16 protein-coding genes are annotated in these 17,376 nt (G+C 69.9%); 9 read left to right on the top strand and 7 right to left on the bottom strand.

What is annotated here, in order from left to right; all coding sequences use genetic code 11:
- On the bottom strand, positions 1–450 hold a 450-nt coding region (locus tag ACFWP5_RS46555; protein ID WP_384171491.1), incomplete at its 3' end, for a cupin domain-containing protein.
- A gap of 30 nt (positions 451–480) precedes the next feature.
- Positions 481–1,284, bottom strand: coding sequence for an MBL fold metallo-hydrolase (locus ACFWP5_RS46560; RefSeq protein WP_384171493.1), 804 nt, complete (start codon positions 1,282–1,284; stop codon positions 481–483).
- Positions 1,285–1,368: 84 nt separating this feature from the next.
- Here ACFWP5_RS46560 and ACFWP5_RS46565 point away from each other — a divergent pair, with 84 nt between their 5' ends.
- Positions 1,369–2,004 (top strand): TetR/AcrR family transcriptional regulator, encoded by a 636-nt coding sequence (locus ACFWP5_RS46565; RefSeq protein ID WP_384171495.1) that lies wholly within the window; start codon positions 1,369–1,371, stop codon positions 2,002–2,004.
- On the opposite strand, the gene ACFWP5_RS46570 is transcribed toward ACFWP5_RS46565, so the two are convergent.
- From ACFWP5_RS46570 to ACFWP5_RS46580, 3 genes are all read right to left on the bottom strand, one after another.
- Entirely contained in the window at positions 1,994–2,332 is a 339-nt protein-coding gene (locus ACFWP5_RS46570) for a hypothetical protein (RefSeq protein ID WP_384171498.1), read from the bottom strand. The two genes, ACFWP5_RS46565 and ACFWP5_RS46570, sit on opposite strands and share 11 nt — an antisense overlap.
- Before the next feature lie 101 nt (positions 2,333–2,433).
- Positions 2,434–4,161, bottom strand: a complete 1,728-nt coding sequence (locus ACFWP5_RS46575) for a transglycosylase domain-containing protein (RefSeq protein WP_384171500.1) — start codon at positions 4,159–4,161, stop codon at positions 2,434–2,436.
- Positions 4,158–5,363 carry a sigma factor-like helix-turn-helix DNA-binding protein gene (locus ACFWP5_RS46580; protein ID WP_384171503.1) on the bottom strand — a complete coding sequence of 402 codons (1,206 nt, stop codon included), beginning with the start codon at positions 5,361–5,363 and terminating at the stop codon, positions 4,158–4,160. Before ACFWP5_RS46580 ends, ACFWP5_RS46575 begins: the two co-directional genes overlap by 4 nt.
- 158 nt (positions 5,364–5,521) lie before the next feature.
- On the opposite strand from ACFWP5_RS46580, the gene ACFWP5_RS46585 reads away from it, so the two are divergent.
- The 3 genes from ACFWP5_RS46585 to ACFWP5_RS46595 all read left to right on the top strand — a co-directional run bounded on the left by ACFWP5_RS46585 (position 5,522) and on the right by ACFWP5_RS46595 (position 8,021).
- Entirely contained in the window at positions 5,522–6,052 is a 531-nt protein-coding gene (locus ACFWP5_RS46585; RefSeq protein WP_384171506.1) for a SigE family RNA polymerase sigma factor, read from the top strand.
- A complete protein-coding gene (locus ACFWP5_RS46590) occupies positions 6,045–6,764 on the top strand; it encodes a hypothetical protein (RefSeq protein WP_384171508.1) in 720 nt (239 codons plus the stop codon). The genes ACFWP5_RS46585 and ACFWP5_RS46590 overlap by 8 nt, the downstream gene beginning before the upstream one ends.
- Positions 6,765–7,115: 351 nt before the next feature.
- Positions 7,116–8,021 carry a LysR family transcriptional regulator gene (locus ACFWP5_RS46595; protein ID WP_384171511.1) on the top strand — a complete coding sequence of 302 codons (906 nt, stop codon included), beginning with the start codon at positions 7,116–7,118 and terminating at the stop codon, positions 8,019–8,021.
- 59 nt (positions 8,022–8,080) lie between these two features.
- On the opposite strand, the gene ACFWP5_RS46600 is transcribed toward ACFWP5_RS46595, so the two are convergent.
- Together ACFWP5_RS46600 and ACFWP5_RS46605 are read right to left on the bottom strand one after the other, a co-directional pair.
- Positions 8,081–8,866, bottom strand: a complete 786-nt coding sequence (locus ACFWP5_RS46600; protein ID WP_384171514.1) for an oxidoreductase — start codon at positions 8,864–8,866, stop codon at positions 8,081–8,083.
- A gap of 93 nt (positions 8,867–8,959) precedes the next feature.
- Positions 8,960–10,939, bottom strand: a complete 1,980-nt coding sequence (locus ACFWP5_RS46605) for a transglycosylase domain-containing protein (protein ID WP_384171517.1) — start codon at positions 10,937–10,939, stop codon at positions 8,960–8,962.
- Between the two features lie 306 nt (positions 10,940–11,245).
- Here ACFWP5_RS46605 and ACFWP5_RS46610 point away from each other — a divergent pair, with 306 nt between their 5' ends.
- The 5 genes from ACFWP5_RS46610 to ACFWP5_RS46630 form a co-directional block, all read left to right on the top strand.
- Positions 11,246–12,037 carry a response regulator transcription factor gene (locus tag ACFWP5_RS46610; RefSeq protein WP_384171520.1) on the top strand — a complete coding sequence of 264 codons (792 nt, stop codon included), beginning with the start codon at positions 11,246–11,248 and terminating at the stop codon, positions 12,035–12,037.
- A gap of 152 nt (positions 12,038–12,189) precedes the next feature.
- Positions 12,190–13,719, top strand: a complete 1,530-nt coding sequence (locus ACFWP5_RS46615; protein ID WP_384171523.1) for a sensor histidine kinase — start codon at positions 12,190–12,192, stop codon at positions 13,717–13,719.
- A complete protein-coding gene (locus ACFWP5_RS46620; protein WP_384171525.1) occupies positions 13,716–14,288 on the top strand; it encodes a hypothetical protein in 573 nt (190 codons plus the stop codon). Before ACFWP5_RS46615 ends, ACFWP5_RS46620 begins: the two co-directional genes overlap by 4 nt.
- Positions 14,289–14,430: 142 nt before the next feature.
- Positions 14,431–15,705, top strand: a complete 1,275-nt coding sequence (dacB, locus tag ACFWP5_RS46625) for a D-alanyl-D-alanine carboxypeptidase/D-alanyl-D-alanine-endopeptidase (RefSeq protein WP_384171528.1) — start codon at positions 14,431–14,433, stop codon at positions 15,703–15,705.
- Positions 15,706–16,753: 1,048 nt separating this feature from the next.
- Positions 16,754–17,376: serine/threonine-protein kinase (locus ACFWP5_RS46630; protein ID WP_384171531.1), on the top strand; the 623-nt coding region annotated here is incomplete at its 3' end.

Here is a 17,376-nt window from a genome sequence, read left to right on the forward strand (position 1 = left end):
CCTTGGCACCCGCACCGACAGCGGCAGCTGCGTCGCCCTCGACGAGTTCTTCACCCGCACCCGCGAGGGGTCGTCCCCGCCGTCCAGCCACAGCCCCTCGCCTCCGCCGGGGGTGAAGAAGGCCACCATGTGCGCCTGTTCGTCGGTGAGGTTCCGGAACCGGTGCCGGGTGCCCCTCGGAACGAAGACGAAGTCACCGGTGTTCGCCACGAAGGTCTGATCGCCGTTCAGGAATTCCAGCTCACCCGAGATGAGGTAGAAGGATTCGTCGGCGCTCTTGTGCACATGCGCCACCGGTCCGCCGCCCGGGGGCACCCAGCAGACGGTGAAGCCCACGGCACCGTTGGTGGAACCGGCTGTCGCCAAGGTCTCGTAGACGTCGCCCGACATCCACTTGACCACGCCCTTCTCGGTGGGGACGTGCAGGACGCGGGGAGTGTAGTAACTCATGTCGTTTCCTCGGGAGTTGGAAGTCGGGGATCAGTGGGCGCCGAACTGCCGTGCCTGTCGGGTGGCGGCTCGGATGTCTCCGACGAAGGGCTCGCCGTGGCCGGGCAGCAGCAGTTCAACCGTCCGTCCCGCCGTCCGTTCCGCCGCCGGTCCCGCCGTCAGTTCGTCGAGGCGGTCGAGGGCGTCGAGCGCGGCCCCGCTGTCATGGGTGAAGCAGCGGCTCACGATCGTGGGCCCGGTCCGGTCGGTGAAGCCGTCGGCGGTGACCAGGGCGTCGCCCGTGAAGAGCAGCCCGCGGTCGGTGAAGACGTACGCGGTGCTGCCGGGCGTATGACCGGGCAGTACGACGGCCCGCGGGGTGCCGGGAACGTCCTTCAGCACCTGGTCGGCGTCGAAGACCCGCGCACCCCGCACCCCGGGAGCGGTGAAGGCTCCGTCGCGGGCCAGTCGCAGGGGAACCGCGAGTGCGGAGGGCCTGCGCAGCAGGTACGGCAGCATCGAACGCTCGGGCTTGGCGTGGCGGGTCGAGCTGCGCGGGCCGTCGCGCAGGATGGCGGCGTCGCGCTCGTGGATCCAGAGATCGGCGCCGGCTTCCTGGAGGGCGTGGGCCAGTCCGGTGTGGTCGGCGTGCCCATGCGTCAGCAGTACGGCACGGATGTCGGCCAGGGAGCGGTCGAGATCGGCCAGCAGTGCGCTCAGCTGCTTCAGGTGCGCGGGCGTTCCCGCGTCGACCAGGACGAGACCGTCCGGGTCCTCGATCAGGTAGAAGTTGACGACATGGTCGCCGAGGCGGTGGACGCCGGGCGCGACCTGCGTGGATGCGGGACGGGACATACGAGCCTCCGGCAGCCGGGCAGTATTCGATACGACGGACTGCATTCGATACAGTCGACTGTAACAGAATTGGAGAGTGCACCGATGCCGGACGGGACGCCTCGTCGGTCCTACAACTCCGAGGGCCGGCGCGAGGCCGCGCGCCGCAACCGGGCCGCGGTGCTCGCGGCCTGCCGTGAGCTGCTCTTCCAGGACGGCTACCACGCCACGACCGTGCGTGCCGTGGCCGAGCGGGCGGGTGTCTCACCCGAGACGGTGTACAAGTCGTTCGGCGGCAAACCGGGCCTGGTCAAGGCACTGTGGGACATCACGCTGGCCGGGGACGACGAACCGGTGCCCATGGGGGAACGCCCCCAGATCCAGGAGATCCTGCGGACCGGGGAGCTGAGCACCAAGCTCCGTCTCTACGGCGCGTACGTCCGGGGAATCCATGAACGGATCACCCCGCTGTTCGCCCTGCTGACCCAGGCGGGCCCGGACGTCGGCGAGGTCCTGGAGCTCGGTGAGGGGGAGCGGCTGACCGGCGTCACCGCGTTCGTCACCCACCTCCACGAGACCGGCGCGCTGGGCCCTGACGCCGATCCGGCCCACCTGGCGGACGCCGTCTGGGCCCTGACCGGCCCGCAGCTGTACACCCAGCTCACGGCGGGACGGGGCTGGTCCGCCGACACGTATGAGGCATGGCTGGCGGACACCCTCACGGCCACGCTCAGACCATAGGACGAGGGGCAGGGGCAGGGGCAGGGGCGGGGTCGGTGGTGTGCTCGTGGTCGTCCTCGGCGCCCCCGCGGCTGTCCTTGCCGAAGAAGAAGCTCAGTACGACCGTGACGGTGGAGGCGATGGCCAGCCGCAGGGCCCACGCGGCGGCGGAACCGTCCTCGATGGCGGAGGTGAAGGCGGGCCCGCTGAGCAGGACGCTGCTCAACGGAAACGACCCCGCACAGCTCAACACGTAGACCCACAGCGGCGGTTCATTGAAGGCGATGAGCACCGAGGCCGCGACGACCACGATCACACTGAGTACGACGGTGAGCGAAGTGATGTCCATGACCGCAAGCATTCCGTCGCACGGCCGACGATTCGTCGCCGCAACGGAGGAACGGGGCCTCTGCCCAAGGGTGGAGAAGCCGCAGAGAAACCGACCCCTTCCTACTCCGTCCCCGCGGTCGCCAGTCGCCAGATCTGTGCCGCCGTGTCCTCCGCCGACTCGATCGGCGACGGATTGTTCGGGAGCTGGGCGGGTGCGGTCGTGTTCTTCTTCTTGCCGGGGTGGTCGGCGAAGAGGGCGACTGTCAGGGTGAGTTGGGGGTTCAGGGTGGTGGACCAGATGGTTCGGCGGGTGATTCCGCCGCCTGCTCCGGCGGTGAAGAAGGTCTGAGGAGTGTTCTGGGCGGTGGGGGTGAGGGGCGAAGGGATCGTCTCTTCGGACGTCTTGGATGTCTCTGGCGTACTGGTTGTCTTGGACATGTGCGCGTTCACCATGAACGCTTCCCTTTCGTCCAGCATGCGCCGTGTGTCGGGGTGTGCGGTGTACACCTGACGGCCGTCCCGGGTGATCTTCGTGATCGTGTACGGGGTCGCGTACAGCCCGTTCGCCGCGATGGTCGCGTAGGCCGAGGCCAGTGTCAGTGGGGTGGGTGCGGGGGTCTTCTGGAGGTTGGCCAGCGGGGCGGTGAGGAGGACCTTGCCGAAGGGGTCCAGGGCCGTTCCCGCCTCCACCGCGCCGCCGACCGCGTCGTTGAACGGTTGCCGGGCGTAGTCCGAGCCTCCGTACAGCAGCCGTACCGCCCCGTCGCCGGGTTTGATCGCCACGACGGCGGTGTGCAGCTTGGTGCCCTTGTCGCTCTGACTGTCCTTGCTGTCCTTGCCGGCCTTGAGGTTCTTCACCGCCTCGGTCGTGGCGTCCTGCAGAGCCAGGTCGAACGTGGTGTGCACGGTGTAGCCGCCGCGGGCCAACTGGTCCTCGGTGATGCCGAGCCGGTCGGCGGCCTCCTTCGCCGCGACGTCGATCATGTACTGCCGCTGCCCCTCGGTCGTGCCCGGCGGATAGAAGCGGAAGGCCGGGAAGGTGGCGTCGGCGCGCTGCTTCGCCGTGATGGCGCCGCTTGCCGTCATCGCGTCGAGTACCCATGTCCAGCGCGCCTTGAGTGTCGCGGTCACCTTGGGGTCGGAGCCCGCCTTCTCGTAGTACGAGGGGATGTTGACGATCGACGCCAGCGCGGCGCCCTGGGAGACGGTCAGGTTCCGGGTGTCCACGCCGAAGTAGTTGCGGGCGGCCGCCTGGATGCCGGCCGAACCCCGGCCGAAGTAGACCGTGTTGAGATAGCCCGCCAGGATGTCGTCCTTGGATCGGGTGCGGTCGAGTTTGATCGCGATCAGGGCCTCGCGTGCCTTGCGGGACAGGGACTGTTCCGGGCTCAGCAGCGCGTTCTTCACGTACTGCTGGGTGATGGTGGAACCGCCCTGCCGTTCGCCGCCGGTCAGCGAGGCCAGCACCGCGCGGGTGATGGCTCGTGGCGAGACCCCGTCGTCCGTACGGAAGGAGCGGTTCTCGGCCGCGATCACCGCGTCCTGGACGTATCGCGGAACCTGCGACAGCGGCACCTCCTGGCGGTCGACGGGGCCGCGTCGGCCCAGGTAGGAGCCCTTGTCGTCGACGAAGACCGTGCTCTGCGTGACGGTCTCCGGGTGCGGCTCGGGGATGTCCGTCAGGCGGTACGCGACGACCGCCGCCGTGCACAGTGTCGCGATCAGTAGCAGGAAGGCGATGAGCAGTCGGCGCAGCAGGCGGCCCCGGGTACGGCGGAGGCGCAGGCGGAGCGGGATGCGCAGGTGGGCGCGGACACGGACGCGGTTCCAGGGCACGAGGCGCTTCACTCGTCCACCCCGCCCCGTGCGACGACCTTGCCGGCCGCGTCGTACACCGTGACGATCGGACCGCCGTCGACGGAACTCGACTTCATCTCCTCCGGTGACAGCGGTGTGCGCGCGTACCAGACGCCCCAGCCCGGGCTGCCGGCCAGCGTGAGGACCGTACCGGTGATCCTGCGGTCGTCGACGGTGACCTCGACGCGTGCCGGGTCGCCGGACAGGCCGCGGTACAGGCCCGACAGGAAGTATGAGCTGTTCAGCGGCTCGGGCTGCATGGAGACGGTCGGCCGCTTGCTCTCGGCGGCGACTTCGGAGCCGTTCCCGTAACTGTCCTTGTAGCCGTACTCGTAGTCACCCTTCTTGTAGCTGTGTGGGTAGTTGTAACCGCTCTCGGATCCGTCACCGGTTAGGCCGAGGAACAGGTTGGGCCGTTCCGGTGTCGACCAGTGCTTGCCGTCGGTGGTCAGCCAGATCTGTACGCCCGGTAGGGCGTCCACCCGTTCGCCGGGTGCGACGATCCGTATAGGGCTCTGCGCCACGTCGGTCGCCCCGCCGCCCGACCCGTCCGCGGAGCCGCCGCCCACGAACCGGCCCGCGCCGAACACGACCACTGGCACGAGCAACAGCCCACAGACGGCCACGACCGCGCCTCTACGACGGCGCCGCAGCGCCCGGCCCCGTTGCTCGACGGCATCGAGCGGAATGCCGTAAGGAACGTCGAACGGGACGACCCCGGCGGCGGCCTCGGTGGCCTCGGCGGCCTCCGCGAAGAGCCCCCGCAGCCGCTCGGCGTCACCTCCGCACACCGCCAACCCACGCCGAGTCCGGCTCCTGACCGCACCGGCAGACCAGCCGAGCAACTGGGCGATCTCCGGCTCGCGCAGGCCCTCCCAGTGCAGCAACACGAGTACGACCCGTTGCCGCGCGGTCAGGCCTCCCAACACACCTTGAGGCAGGGCCTTTTGGCGGCGTGCCCGCCCCCGCGTCCCGCGCAGATACTCCTTGACCAGGAACCGTCGTACATAGAAGTCCACGTCGTCCCGAGGTATCCGGCGCCACCGCGCGCACACCCTCACCAGGGTTCTCCGCACCAACTCGGTCGCCTCCCGGGGGTCTCCCTGGTTGCCGAAGAGCAGGTGGGCGGTGGTGAGCAGCCTGGGCAGGCCCGCGTGTGCGTACGTGGCGAAGTCATCGTGGGGGTGCGGCACTTCGGTGGTCCTCCGGTACGGCTGTGGGGGAAGTGGATCCTGAGACGCGTGTTTGTCGTCTTTCCTGTGGGGCGTGTGCGACGGACGCGGCCTTCGGGATCTGTACGCACCGCGAGGGGGGTCAGGTTGCACGGGAATTCCAAGACTCCGGTGAGGTCATGACCGAGGACGAGTTCGACGCTTTCTACGCGGCCGCGTTTCCCCGTCTGACCGGCCAGCTCTCGGCGTTCACCGGAGACAGGGAGGAGGCGCAGGACGTGGTCCAGGAGGCGTTCGTACGGGCCTGGGACCGGCGCGGGGACTTCCTCGCGGACGAGGCGCCCGAGGCGTGGATCCGTACGGTCGCCATGCGGTTGGCGGTGAGCCGCTGGCGCCGGGCCAGGCGCTGGCTGGAGCTGGTACGCCGTACGCCACCGCCCGGGTCGATGCCGGGACCCGACCCCGATCACACGGCACTCGTCGCCGCGCTGCGCCAACTGCCCAAGGCCCAGCGGATGGTGATCGTCCTGCACCACCTGTGTGACGTGAGTGTCGAGCAGATAGCCTCCGACACGGGTGCGCCCGTGGGGACGGTCAAGGCCAGGCTGTACCGGGGCCGGGCGGCACTGGCGAAGCACCTGACGGTTGGCGAGGCCGATGAGACGGGCGAGGCGGACGCGCCGGTTCGGAAGGAGAGCGGCCGTGTCTGACGAACTCTCCCAAGACGACGTCTCCGCCACCGAACTCTCCATCGCGCTGGGCGAGTTCGCCGCGGGGCAAGAGACCCGTCCGGTCCTCACCGGTGCCGAGGTCCGCGGCCGTGCCGTGCGCCGGGGGCGCCGCCGGATGGCAGGCACACTGGGCGCGGGTGCGGTGGCTTTCGCCGTGGTCGCCTTCGCGCTGACCGTGGGTTTCACCGACTCCGCGACGGACCCCGCGGGGGACGGGAACGGGCGTCAACTCCCGGCCGCCACACACGCCGACCCCGTCCCGTCACCCCGCGTCCCCTCCACCGATGTGTCAACTCCCCTGCAGCGCACGCCCGTCACCGGCACGGTCGCCCTCGGCAAGCGCGCCCTGATCGTCGGGGGACGGGTCATGCCACTGACCTCCGGCCTCCCCGACAGCCGCGGGCTCGTAGGGCCGTTGACTGTCTACAAGAAGCACGAAACCAAGGTGGTGACCGTCACCGACCTGACCGGCGGAGTCGCCTACACCACGGAGGTCTCACTCGCGGTCGAACTGCGCGACACCAACAACGAACCGGTCTACGTCGGCATCGCCTTCTCCTACAAAGAGAAGAGCATCGGCAAGCACGACACCGGCGCCGGCTGGATCGGTCTGGACCCGACCGACGCCAAGTGGTTCTACGGCGACGTGAAGATCGGCAGCGTCCTCTCGATCACCGGCGCCACGTCCTGAACCTGGGACCAGGCAACCCGACTCCACGTCACCAGTGCCTTGACAGTCATGGCCGACTCCGCGCGACGTAGCCGTACGCGATTCGCCTTCAAGACCCCACCGCAGGGCACCAGTTGGCGCGCGATGCCGAAGACGTGGCAGGCGGGAAATCCTGCTGTCGAGCCAGGTGCGGTACGACGCACCTGGTCGTGCGCGGGAAGCGGGAAGCGGGAAGCGGGAAGCGGGAAGCGGGAATACGGCGAGGTCGCGGTCGCGTTGCCGCGGTTGCCCGTGACGGTCTTCCGGGCTCTGTGACCTGCCGGGGACGTGACCGGACTGCGTGAGGACGTAAGGAGAGGACGTGAGGCGGCGGTGAGTCTTCGTCAGTTCGAGTACGCCCTGGCGGTGGCCGAGGCGGGTTCGGTGACGGCGGCGGCGGAGTCGCTGCATGTCGCTCAGCCATCGGTGTCCCAGCAGATCCGCGGCCTGGAACGGGAGCTCGGCGTGACGCTGTTCGCCCGCACGCCGACCGGGCTGGTGCCCACCGCGGTCGGTCGCGCGTTCCTGCGGGACGCGGAGGTCGCCGTGCGGGCGGCGCGGCGGGCGAAGGCGACGGCGCGGGCCGGTGCCGACGAGCTTGAGGGCGAACTGGTGGTCGCCGCGCAGATGGGCCTCGGCACGCGGCAACTGCCGGGCGCGCTGACCGCGTTGCGCCGCCGTTTCCCGCGGCTGGAGATCACCGTCTTCGAGGAGGCGAACCCCGCCGAACTGGAGCGGCTGGCCCGCCGGGGCGTGGTGGACCTGGGGCTGATGGCCGGGCCGTGCAAGGAGGGCCTGTACGAGGGCCACCACCTCGGCGATGAGGAATTCGTCGTGGTGACGAGTCCCGAGCACGCGCAGCTCGCCGGGGACCGGGTCGAGCTGCGCGTGCTGGAGCGGGAACCGTGGATCAGGTTCGATCACGACAGCGCGCTCGACGGGGTGCTGCGGGACGTGCTGCGGGACAACGAGCTGGCTCCGACCACGGTCGCCCGGGTGTCGCAGACGGCGACGGCGGTGCGCTGGGCCGCCCACGGACTGGGGGTGACGCTTGTTCCGACCTCCGCGGTGCCTCCCGGGTTCGAGCACCTCACGCGTCCCGTTTCTCCCGCCGTTTCCATGCCCACCGTCGCCGCTGTCCGACCCGGCGCGGGCCCGGCGGAAATGGCCCTGCTGGAATTCCTGCGGAAGGAGACATGGCATTACGCCGGTTCCTTCGGTTCGGTGCCGGTGGCGTAATCGGCATCGAAGGCCGGCTGACTTCTTTCCGCTCTACGATTTCTTTCCGCTCAGCTCGCTCATACCGGAAATTCGCCGCCGTCCACAGTGAGGTTCTGGCCGGTGAGCCAGCTCGACCGGTCCGATACGAGGAACAGCACCGCGTCGGCGATGTCGTCGGGCCGGCCGTCGCGTCCCAGCGGAGGAGCGGTGTTGTCCCGGCCCGGCCCCTCGACCAGCTTCGCCCACTGCTCCCGCGTCGCCTCGCCGCCCGGGGTGGCGGTCCTGCCGGGGGACACCGTGTTGACCCGGACTCCGAACGGGGCCAGTTCCAGGGCCAGTCCCCGGCTGTAGTTCTGCAGGGCCGCCTTCGCCGCCGTGTAGTGCAGGAACGGCGGTGCCGAGGTGGGGACGGCGGCCGAGGACACGTGCACGACCGCTCCCGAACGGCGTTCCCGCATGCCCGGGGTCAGCAGGGAGTCCAGCCGTACCGATGCGAGGTAGTTCAGGTCCAGCTGGTCCTGCCACTCCTCGTCGGGGATGAGCCAGGCGTTGCCGAACGGCCGTGCTCCTCCCGCGTTGTTGACCAGGATGTCCACCCCGCCGAGCGTTTCCCGCGCGGCCTCGGCGAGTGCCTCCGCTCCGGCCCGTGTCCGCACATCGGCCTCCACGAAAGTGGCCCCTTCCGGCACCGTGCCCGTCTTCGACCTGGCGGTCGTGAGTACGTCGGCACCCGCATCCAGGAGTTGTCGCACGATGGCCCCGCCGATTCCGCGCGAACCACCCGTGACCAGGGCTCGCTTCCCCGCGAGTTCGCGTGTCTTCGCATTGCTATTGGCATTGTTCTTTGCTGTGGTCGTGGTCATGCTCAACGGTAGGTCCGGAAAAGATCGAAAGGCAAAGACGAAAAGCGAGCAGGCGCTATAGGGGTTGCCTATAGCGCCCAGGAGGTGCGGTCCTTAGTCAACAGGTGTCTTCGCCGTCGTCGGTTCGGCCTGCGTGGCCGGGTCGCGCTCCGCGGGCTTCGTGCGGTTCAGTTCGAAGGTGCCGGTGAAGCCCATGAAGCGGGCCCAGATCCGCGGCGGGAAGACGTTGCCGCGGAGGGAACCGGCGCCGCCCACGCCCGTGAGGGGGAGGAGCTTGGCCTGGCCGGGCTTGTTGCGGAAGAGGGTGATCGCGGTGGACAGGTCCTTGGTGTAGCCCACGAACCAGGCCGACTTGGTCAGGTCGTCGGCGCCGGTGGCGACGGACGCGGAGCCGGGGACGATGGACTGCGTGCCGTTCTCGAAGGCGACACTCTGCAGCACCTTGTCGACGGTCCCCGCCACCCCTGGACTGAACGCGGCGCGGGAGTGCGGGTGTTCGAGACCGCCGACCGGCTCGCCGTTCCTCAGGATCCGGGTCACCGAGTACGGATCGTTCTGTGCGCCCGCGTTGGCGAAGGTCGAGTAGGCGTCGGCCATCCGGATGGCGCTGGGTGTCGAGGTGCCGATCGGGAAGGTCTGCTCCAGCGGAGCCATGCTGCTCTTCAGCAGCCCGGCCTTGACGGCCGCGTTCCGGATCTGAACCCAGCCTATGGACTTGCCCAGTTGGACGAAGGGCGCGTGGGCCGAGGTCACCAACGCGCTCTGCATGTCCGGGATGCCGGGGGGAGGGGTCTTCACCGACCAGCGGACGGGGTAGGCGCGCCGCTCGCCGTCGATGAGGGCGGCGAGGGCGAAGGGCTTGAACACCGACCCGGCGGCGACGCCGGAGGTGTCCGCGTTGTCGGTGAAGTGCTGTGTGGCGTCCGAGCCGCCGTACAGGGCGAGTACGGCACCGTCCTCGGGCCTGACGGTGGCGGCGCCGACCTCGACGTAGCGGTCGGTGGAACGGTTCTTCGGGTCGAGGCCTTGGCTGGTGACGTCCTTGACGGCCTGCTCCAGCCGCCGCACCTTGTCCTTCTCGAAGGTGGTGTGGATCCGGTAGCCGCCGCGCGCGAGGTCACGGTCGGTCAGCCCGGTGCGCTTGGTGATGTACGCGTTGGCGACATTGACGAGATAGCCGGTCTGGCCGGCCATGCTCGTCGACACCGACTCCTTCTTCGGCTCCGGGAACGTCCGGTACGTGGCCCGCTCCGCCGGGGTCATCAGCCCGACCGTGACCTCACGGTCCAGGATCCAGCTCCAACGCGCCACCGTACGGGCGTGGTTGGCCGCGCTGAGCGAGGGGTCGTACTGGTCCGCTCCCTTCAGAGTCGACGCCAGCATCGCGGCCTGGCTGGGGTCGAGGTCCTTGGCCGGAATGCCGTAGTACGCGTATGCCGCGGCCTGGATCCCGTAGGCCTGGCGGCCGAACCAGCTGCTGTTCAGATAGCCCTGGAGAATCATGCCCTTGGTCTTCGTCCGGCTGACCTTCAGGGAGATGAAGAACTCCTTGACCTTGCGGGTGTAGGTCTGGTCCTGGGACAGATAGGTGTTCTTCACGTACTGCTGCGTGATGGTCGAACCGCCCTGGACGTCCTCGCCCTTGGCCATGTTGACGACCGCGCGCAACTCGCCCTTGAACGAGACGCCGGGATCGCTGTAGAAGCTCGCGTTCTCCGCCGCCACCACCGCGCCGCGTATCGACACGGGTATCTGCGACAGCGGCACGATCTGCCGGTCCACCGCCCCCACGGCCGTCATCTGGCTGCCGTCGGACCAGTAGTAGACGTTGGCCTCCTGCCGCGCCGCCGCGTTCTCGTCCGGTATGCCGACCTGCGAGTACACGTAGGCGAAGAGCCCGCACAGGCTGCCGACGGAGAGCAGGAAGCCCCCGAGCAGCAGTCGCCACGACGGCAGCCAGCGGCGCAGGCCTCTTCTGCCACGGCGCGGGTAGTCGATCACACGCCTGCGGCCCCAGACGGCGGCGCGGTGTTTTCGTGCCGGGGACGTTTCCTGCGACGGGGACTTGCGCATCGTAGGGGAACTCCTTGTTCGGGCGGTCGCCCCGGAGGGCGACGGCATCCGCGAGCGGTCCGCGCTCCGCGATGTGAACAGGACGGGGGATCCGTTGTCCGGTGACCCACCGACGGCGAGGCGGTGCCCGGCGTCGTGTGCTCAGAGGCTGGAGGAACCATGTGATCGGACCTGGTTCGGAATGTCACGGAACCGCAACGGTCGATCGACCGGGGCCGCGCCCGCGGCCGGTCACGTGGGTAGCGAATCAGCCATGATCATGTGATCGCCCATCACGGGAGTCCCGGTGTACGGATACTTCTGCGCATGCCACGTGTCCTGTTGATCGAAGACGACCGCGCGGTGCGCGAAGGTGTCCAACTCGCGCTTCGCCGGCAGGGACACGACGTCGTCGCCGCAGGGACCGGCGAGGACGGACTCGGTCAACTGCGGTCCTGCCAGGCGGATGTCGTGGTCCTCGACCTGATGCTGCCCGGCATGTCGGGGCTGGAGGTCTGCCGCCGGATCCGCGCCGACGACAACCAGGTCCCGATCATCATGGCGACCGCCCGGGGCGACGACGTGGACATCGTGGTCGGGCTCGAAGCGGGAGCCGACGACTATGTCGTCAAGCCCGTCCGGGCCCGGGTCCTCGAAGCCCGTATCCGTGCCCTCCTGCGGCGCGTCGGCGCACCCCCCGGCGGGGGCGTGCCGAAGACCGAGACCCATGGCGAACTGGCCATCGACCGCACCGCGCTGACCGTCTGCCGCGAGGGCGTGCCGGTCGCCCTCGCTCCGTCCGAACTGCGGCTCCTGCTGACCCTGTCCGCCTCGCCCGGCCAGGTCTTCAACCGGCAGCAACTGCTCGAAGCGGTCTGGGAGCACAACTACAACGCTGACGCGCGGCTGGTGGACGCCTGTGTCAAACGGCTGCGTACCAAGATGGGCGAAACCCCGGGGCAGCCCCGCTACATCCACACCGTGCGCGGCTTCGGCTACCGGTTCAAGGACTCCGGGCAACAGCCCGACCGGCCGGATCGGTCGGGTCCGGGCCGGTCGGGTTCGGGTTGGTCGGATTCCCGTCGGCCCGGCCGGTACGACCACCTCGGGCCGCGATGAGGAACCTGCTGAAGTCACCGGTGAAGCGGCCCCCGACACGGGACGCGGCCCAGCCACCGCCGGAGCCACCGCCGCAGGACGCGTCGCAGTCGCAGCACGCGGCGAGCGATTCCGCGGAGGCCGCGAGGAGGGCTGCCCGCACGGTGGCCCGGGTGAGGGCTCCGTCGCGGCTGCGCGGTGTGCGGGTCCGGCTGGTGGTGGCCTTCGCCCTGGTGGCCGCCGTCGCCACCCTCTCCACCGGCGCCCTCACGTTCCGGGAGGCGCGTACCGGGGTGCTCCAGCAGAGCCAGGACGCGGTGATCCGGCAGTTCCGCGATCACGTCAACACCATCGTGGCCGACTACCGGCTTCCCCTGAGCTCCGCGCAACTGCAGGCGTTCGCCGATGACGTGGCGCGGTCCGAACCCACCCAGAGCTGGCGGATCCTGGCCACCTACCGCGGCCGGAGCGCCACCTCGACGCCCAAGGACCCGTTCGCCGAGCTGACCCCCGGTCTGCGTGCGGCCGTGGCCGGCCACTCCGCCGCGGATTTCCAGCGGGTGACGGTCCACGGCCGCCCCGCACTCGTCGTCGGCCTGCCGGTCACCTTCCGGAGATCACCGGAGACCGTGTCCGAAGACTCAGGACTCGCCGTCTTCCTGACGATCTCCCAGAACACCGAACAGCGGTCCATCGACGCCCTGGTCACGTCCGTCGAGCGCGCCACCGTCCCCGCGCTGGTCCTGGCCGTTCTGCTCGCCCTCCTCGCCGCCCGCGGTGTGCTGCGTCCGGTGCGCGCGCTGCGCGAGGCCACCCGCAGCATCGCCGAGGGACACCTGGACACCCGGCTCGCCGTCGACGGCTCCGACGAACTCGCCGATCTCTCCCACACCTTCAACGAGACCGCCGCCGCCCTGGAGGAGTCGGTCGCCGAACTGCGCCGGCTGGAGACGCGCGCCCGCCGCTTCGCCGCCGACGTCTCCCACGAACTGCGCACCCCGCTCGCCGCCATGTCGGCCGTCACCGACGTCCTCGACGAGGACGCGGCCCACCTCGATCCGGACACCGCCACCGCCGTACGGCTGATCAGCCAGGAAACCGTCAAACTGGCCCGCCTGGTGGACGACCTGATGGAGATCTCCCGGTTCGACGCGGGCGCGGCCCAGCTGCACCTGGACGAGATCGACCTCGCCGAATCCATCCGCAGCACCCTCGCCTCCCGCGCCTGGCTGGAGACCGTGTACGCCCAACTGCCCCCGCCCGGCACCCTGCGCGGCCGTCTCGACCCGCGCCGACTCGACGTCGTCGTCGCCAACCTCGTCGCCAACGCCCTCCGCCACGGCGCGCCCCCCGTACATCTGCGGCTGTACGCGTACGAGCGCTCGGGTGCCGGGCGGTGGGCGGTCATCGAGGTACTGGACAGCGGTCCCGGAATCCCCGCGGACGTCCTGCCCCTCATCTTCGACCGCTTCTACAAATCCGACGCCGCCCGCACCAGAACCGAGGGCAGCGGCCTCGGACTCGCCATCACCACCGAGAACGTCCGCCTCCACCACGGCACCGTCCACGCCGCGAACCATCCGCAGGGCGGCGCCCTCTTCACCGTAGAACTGCCCCTGTCGCAGGAGGAGTTGCCGCCCGAGTCGCTGGACGGGCACTCCTTCGAGTTCGCCCGACCCACGGAAGGGAGCCCGCTGCCATGACGTCCGCGACGGCTGTCCGCCGCCGTACCGCCCGGCTCGCCCCGCTGCTGCTCCCGGCGGTGCTGCTGCTCACCGCCTGCGGGGTCCCCGCGAGCGGGGTGGTGCGCGCGGGAGACCCGGCCACCGGGATCGGGCAGACCACGATGCTCTACTTCGTCCGTGGCGACGACCTGACGGCCCTGCCCGACGACACCGCTTCGACCACCGACCTCAAAGCCGCGCTGGCGTTCCGGGCCCAGCACGCCGGCACGGTGCTGTACGACGTCGAGCTGGCCGTGTGGCTGCTGGCCGACGGTCCGGGGCGCGCGGACCGGTCCAAGGGTGTGACCAGCGAACTTCCGGCAGCGCAGAGGTGGAGACCAACCGTCCGCGTGGCGGGCGGCGCGGTGACGGTCCAACTGCCGTCGTACGTCGGGCCGTTGACCGCGGTCGCCGTCCGCCAACTGCTCTGCACGGCCGCCGACGCCTTCCTCACCGCAAGCCCGGACGCCGAACCGGCCAAGGTGACGGTGAAGGTGCCGGGTCATGCCGTGTGGCGGGCGGACGGCTTCGACAGGACCTGCTCCTGACGGTGCCTCATCGGCGCGGGTGAGCCGGGTCCCCCGCACGAGGGCGCGGTTACAGAACAGAGACGAAACGAGCCAGGGGTGGTCTTGAGCCGCTGGTCACATGTTCGCCGTACGGGACGGCACAGGCGAAGGAGAGAACGCTGTGGGCAGGCATGCACTTCCGCGCGGCAGGAACGGGAAGAACGGCAGGAACGGCCAGCGGATGGCCGTGATCGCCGTTCCGGTGGTGGCCGCGATGGCGATGACCGCCACGTCCGCGTCGGCGGCGAGCGGGCTGACGCCGACCGACAAGGCGATGGCCGGGAAGCTGGACCAGCGGGTGGGCGTCGCCCACCTGGGCAGCAATGTGGTGGGCGAGGTCCGGGACGTCGCCTCGGGGCAGACGGTGTGGTCCAAGAACAAGGCAACGGGACTGATGCCCGCGTCCACCAACAAGCTGGCGACCGCGGTCGCCGCGCTCACCGTGCTGGGTCCGGACCACACCGTGCAGACCAAGGCCGTCTACCGTGCCGGCACGGTGTACCTGGTCGGCGGCGGCGATCAGCAGCTCAGCTCCGCCGACCTGAAGAGTCTCGCCACCGCGGCGGCCACGGCCCTGAAGGCCAAGAACCTCCACTCGGTGCGGCTGATGATCGACGACCACCTCTTCGCCGCCCCCAGCCTCGCCACCGGCTGGAACAGCGGCTACTACCCGGACACCGTCGCTCCGGTCCGGGCCCTGCGGATCGAGGGGAACAACACCCAGGACACCGCGCTGACCGCCACCACGTACTTCGCCCAGCAGCTCACCGCCCACGGCATCACGGTGGGCAAGCCCGCGCGCGCCAAGACGCCGTCGGGCAGCACGGTTCTGGCCACCCACAAGTCCAAGCCGCTGTCGACGACCGTGGAGTACATGCTCAAGCACAGCGACAACGACATCGCCGAGGGCCTGCTGCGGCTCACCGCGCTGGGCCAGGGCCGGGCCGCCACCTTCGCGGGCGGCGTCGCCGCGGTCCACGCCGTGCTCGTCCAGTACGGCGTACCGCTCACCGGGGTGAAGGAGTACGACGGCAGCGGCCTGTCCCGCAGCGACCGGATGACCGCCGACGCCCTCTCCGTCATCGCCGGACTCGCCGTCGACACCCACCACCAGGCCAAGCTGTGGCCGATCCTGAAGGGCCTGCCGGTCGCGGGTGTCGACGGCACCCTCAGCACCTCCTACGGCCGCTTCACCACCGCACCCGCCTCCTGTGCCGTAGGAAAGGTCGATGCCAAGACCGGCTCCCTGAGCGATGTGTCCGCCCTGGCCGGTGTCGCCAAGGGCAAGGACGGCCGCTGGAAGAGCTTCGCGTTCGTCGAGAACGGCGCAGCGCCCACCGCCACCGTCACCCACGGCCTGGACGGGCTCGCCGCCACGGTCGAGGGCTGCTGGTAGCACCCACGGCCGAGCCGAACGAGGACGGCGGGACGGCGTCGCCCCGAGCCGGAAGTCGCAGCCGGTCTCGACGCGACCGTACGCAAGGCACGCCAGGAAGCCGCTGCCGTGCCGGAACCGGAGACCGTCGACCGCGACGATCAACGGTCCGGTACGAATCCGGCACGCGGCGACTGATCACTACGGACAGCGAAAAGACCCGGGTCGATGACCTGGGCCTTTGTCATGGAGCGGGTGACGAGAATCGAACTCGCACTCTCAGCTTGGGAAGCGACGGCGCTCGCCGAGCTTGAAAGGTTCTGACCTGACCTGGGCATATGTGCTCTCGCGCGGCGCCCGGGAGTGTACGGGCACGCCGTCGCCCCGTGGTGTGCGTGGCGCAGCGGCCAGGACCGGGGGTGGTAATGCTGTTACTACCCGCGAGACTGGCGGCTGCCGTGTTCTTCAGAGGATGATCAGGCACGCGAAGGATCCGGCGAGTTCGTTCACCACGATCGTCGGACCTTCATGACGTCAGATGGCGGTGCCGCCCTGCTTGTGGCCGGGCCCCGCAGCACCGCAGACCACGAAACCGGACACAGTCAGAAGCCGTTGGCCAACCGAATCCGGGGCCTGACCGATCCAACACAGACCTCCCAATGGCGGCCCCGCTCCTCATGGAACCGACCAACAGTCCTGGAGTCGCCCCGCGCGCGGCACTCGGGCCCGGCGCGCCTCGGACAGGGGCCGCTTGCGGGCCCGGCCCCGGGCCGATGACGCCGATTCCGGCGCCGGACAGCGCACCGCTCCAGCCGTGCTCCACGCTCTCGGCATCCACCCGGCCTCCGGGGATTCGCCGCTGTCCTCGTAGGCCCCCTTCGATGAGCGACATCAATGAGGGACATCGATGCGAGGGCGGCACCCGGCCCCAGCACGATCGCTCCCTTCGACTGACAGGGCGCTCCTCAACCAGCCGTGAGCGAGGGGCCGTTGGGCGCGTGACCGGCCGGAGGAGCCACGTGGCGCCGCCGGCCGGATCGGTCCCTGAAGCAGCGGAAAGGAACCCACGGTGTCCGACGAAGGACGGCTGATCGCCGGCCGATACCGCATCCTCGACCGGATCGGCCGAGGCGGCATGGCCACCGTGTGGCGCGCCCACGACGATCTCCTCGACCGCCAGGTCGCCGTCAAGAAGCTCCATTCCCAGCCTCATCTCGACGACGGCGAACTCACCACCCTCTTCGAGCGCGCCCGCCGCGAGGCCCGCAGCGCCGCCCGGATCAGCCACCCCAATGTCGTCGTGGTCCACGACGTCGTGGACGACGAGGGCCTGCCCACCATCGTCATGGAGTACGTGCCTTCCACCACCCTCGCCGACCTGATCAAGGAGCACGGCCCGGTCCCGCCCGAAGAGGCCGCGAGGATCGGCCGTGGCGTGATCGCCGCGTTACGGGCGGCGCACCGGGCCGGGGTCCTGCACCGGGACGTGAAGCCCGCCAACGTACTGCTCGCCGAGGACGGCCGGGTGGTCCTCACCGACTTCGGCATCGCCCAGGCCGCCGAGACCTCGGCGCTCACCCGCACCGGGCAGTTGGTGGGTCGGGCATCTGCCACCGTCACTCGGAGACGCCCCTGCCCCAGCTGCTCCGGCCCCGCCGCACCGGAGTGTTCCGCTGGTGGCTGTCATCTCGG

The organism is Streptomyces sp. NPDC058469 (assembly GCF_042721125.1).
Taxonomy (GTDB): Bacteria; Actinomycetota; Actinomycetes; order Streptomycetales; family Streptomycetaceae; genus Streptomyces.

Coding starts and splice junctions, on each gene's coding strand:
- ACFWP5_RS46560 (WP_384171493.1), bottom strand. CDS start 1,284: ATGTCCCGTCCCGCATCCACGCAGGTCGCGCCCGGCGTCCACCGCCTC.
- ACFWP5_RS46565 (WP_384171495.1), top strand. CDS start 1,369: ATGCCGGACGGGACGCCTCGTCGGTCCTACAACTCCGAGGGCCGGCGC.
- ACFWP5_RS46570 (WP_384171498.1), bottom strand. CDS start 2,332: ATGGACATCACTTCGCTCACCGTCGTACTCAGTGTGATCGTGGTCGTC.
- ACFWP5_RS46585 (WP_384171506.1), top strand. CDS start 5,522: ATGACCGAGGACGAGTTCGACGCTTTCTACGCGGCCGCGTTTCCCCGT.
- ACFWP5_RS46600 (WP_384171514.1), bottom strand. CDS start 8,866: ATGACCACGACCACAGCAAAGAACAATGCCAATAGCAATGCGAAGACA.
- ACFWP5_RS46605 (WP_384171517.1), bottom strand. CDS start 10,939: ATGCGCAAGTCCCCGTCGCAGGAAACGTCCCCGGCACGAAAACACCGC.
- ACFWP5_RS46610 (WP_384171520.1), top strand. CDS start 11,246: ATGCCACGTGTCCTGTTGATCGAAGACGACCGCGCGGTGCGCGAAGGT.
- ACFWP5_RS46620 (WP_384171525.1), top strand. CDS start 13,716: ATGACGTCCGCGACGGCTGTCCGCCGCCGTACCGCCCGGCTCGCCCCG.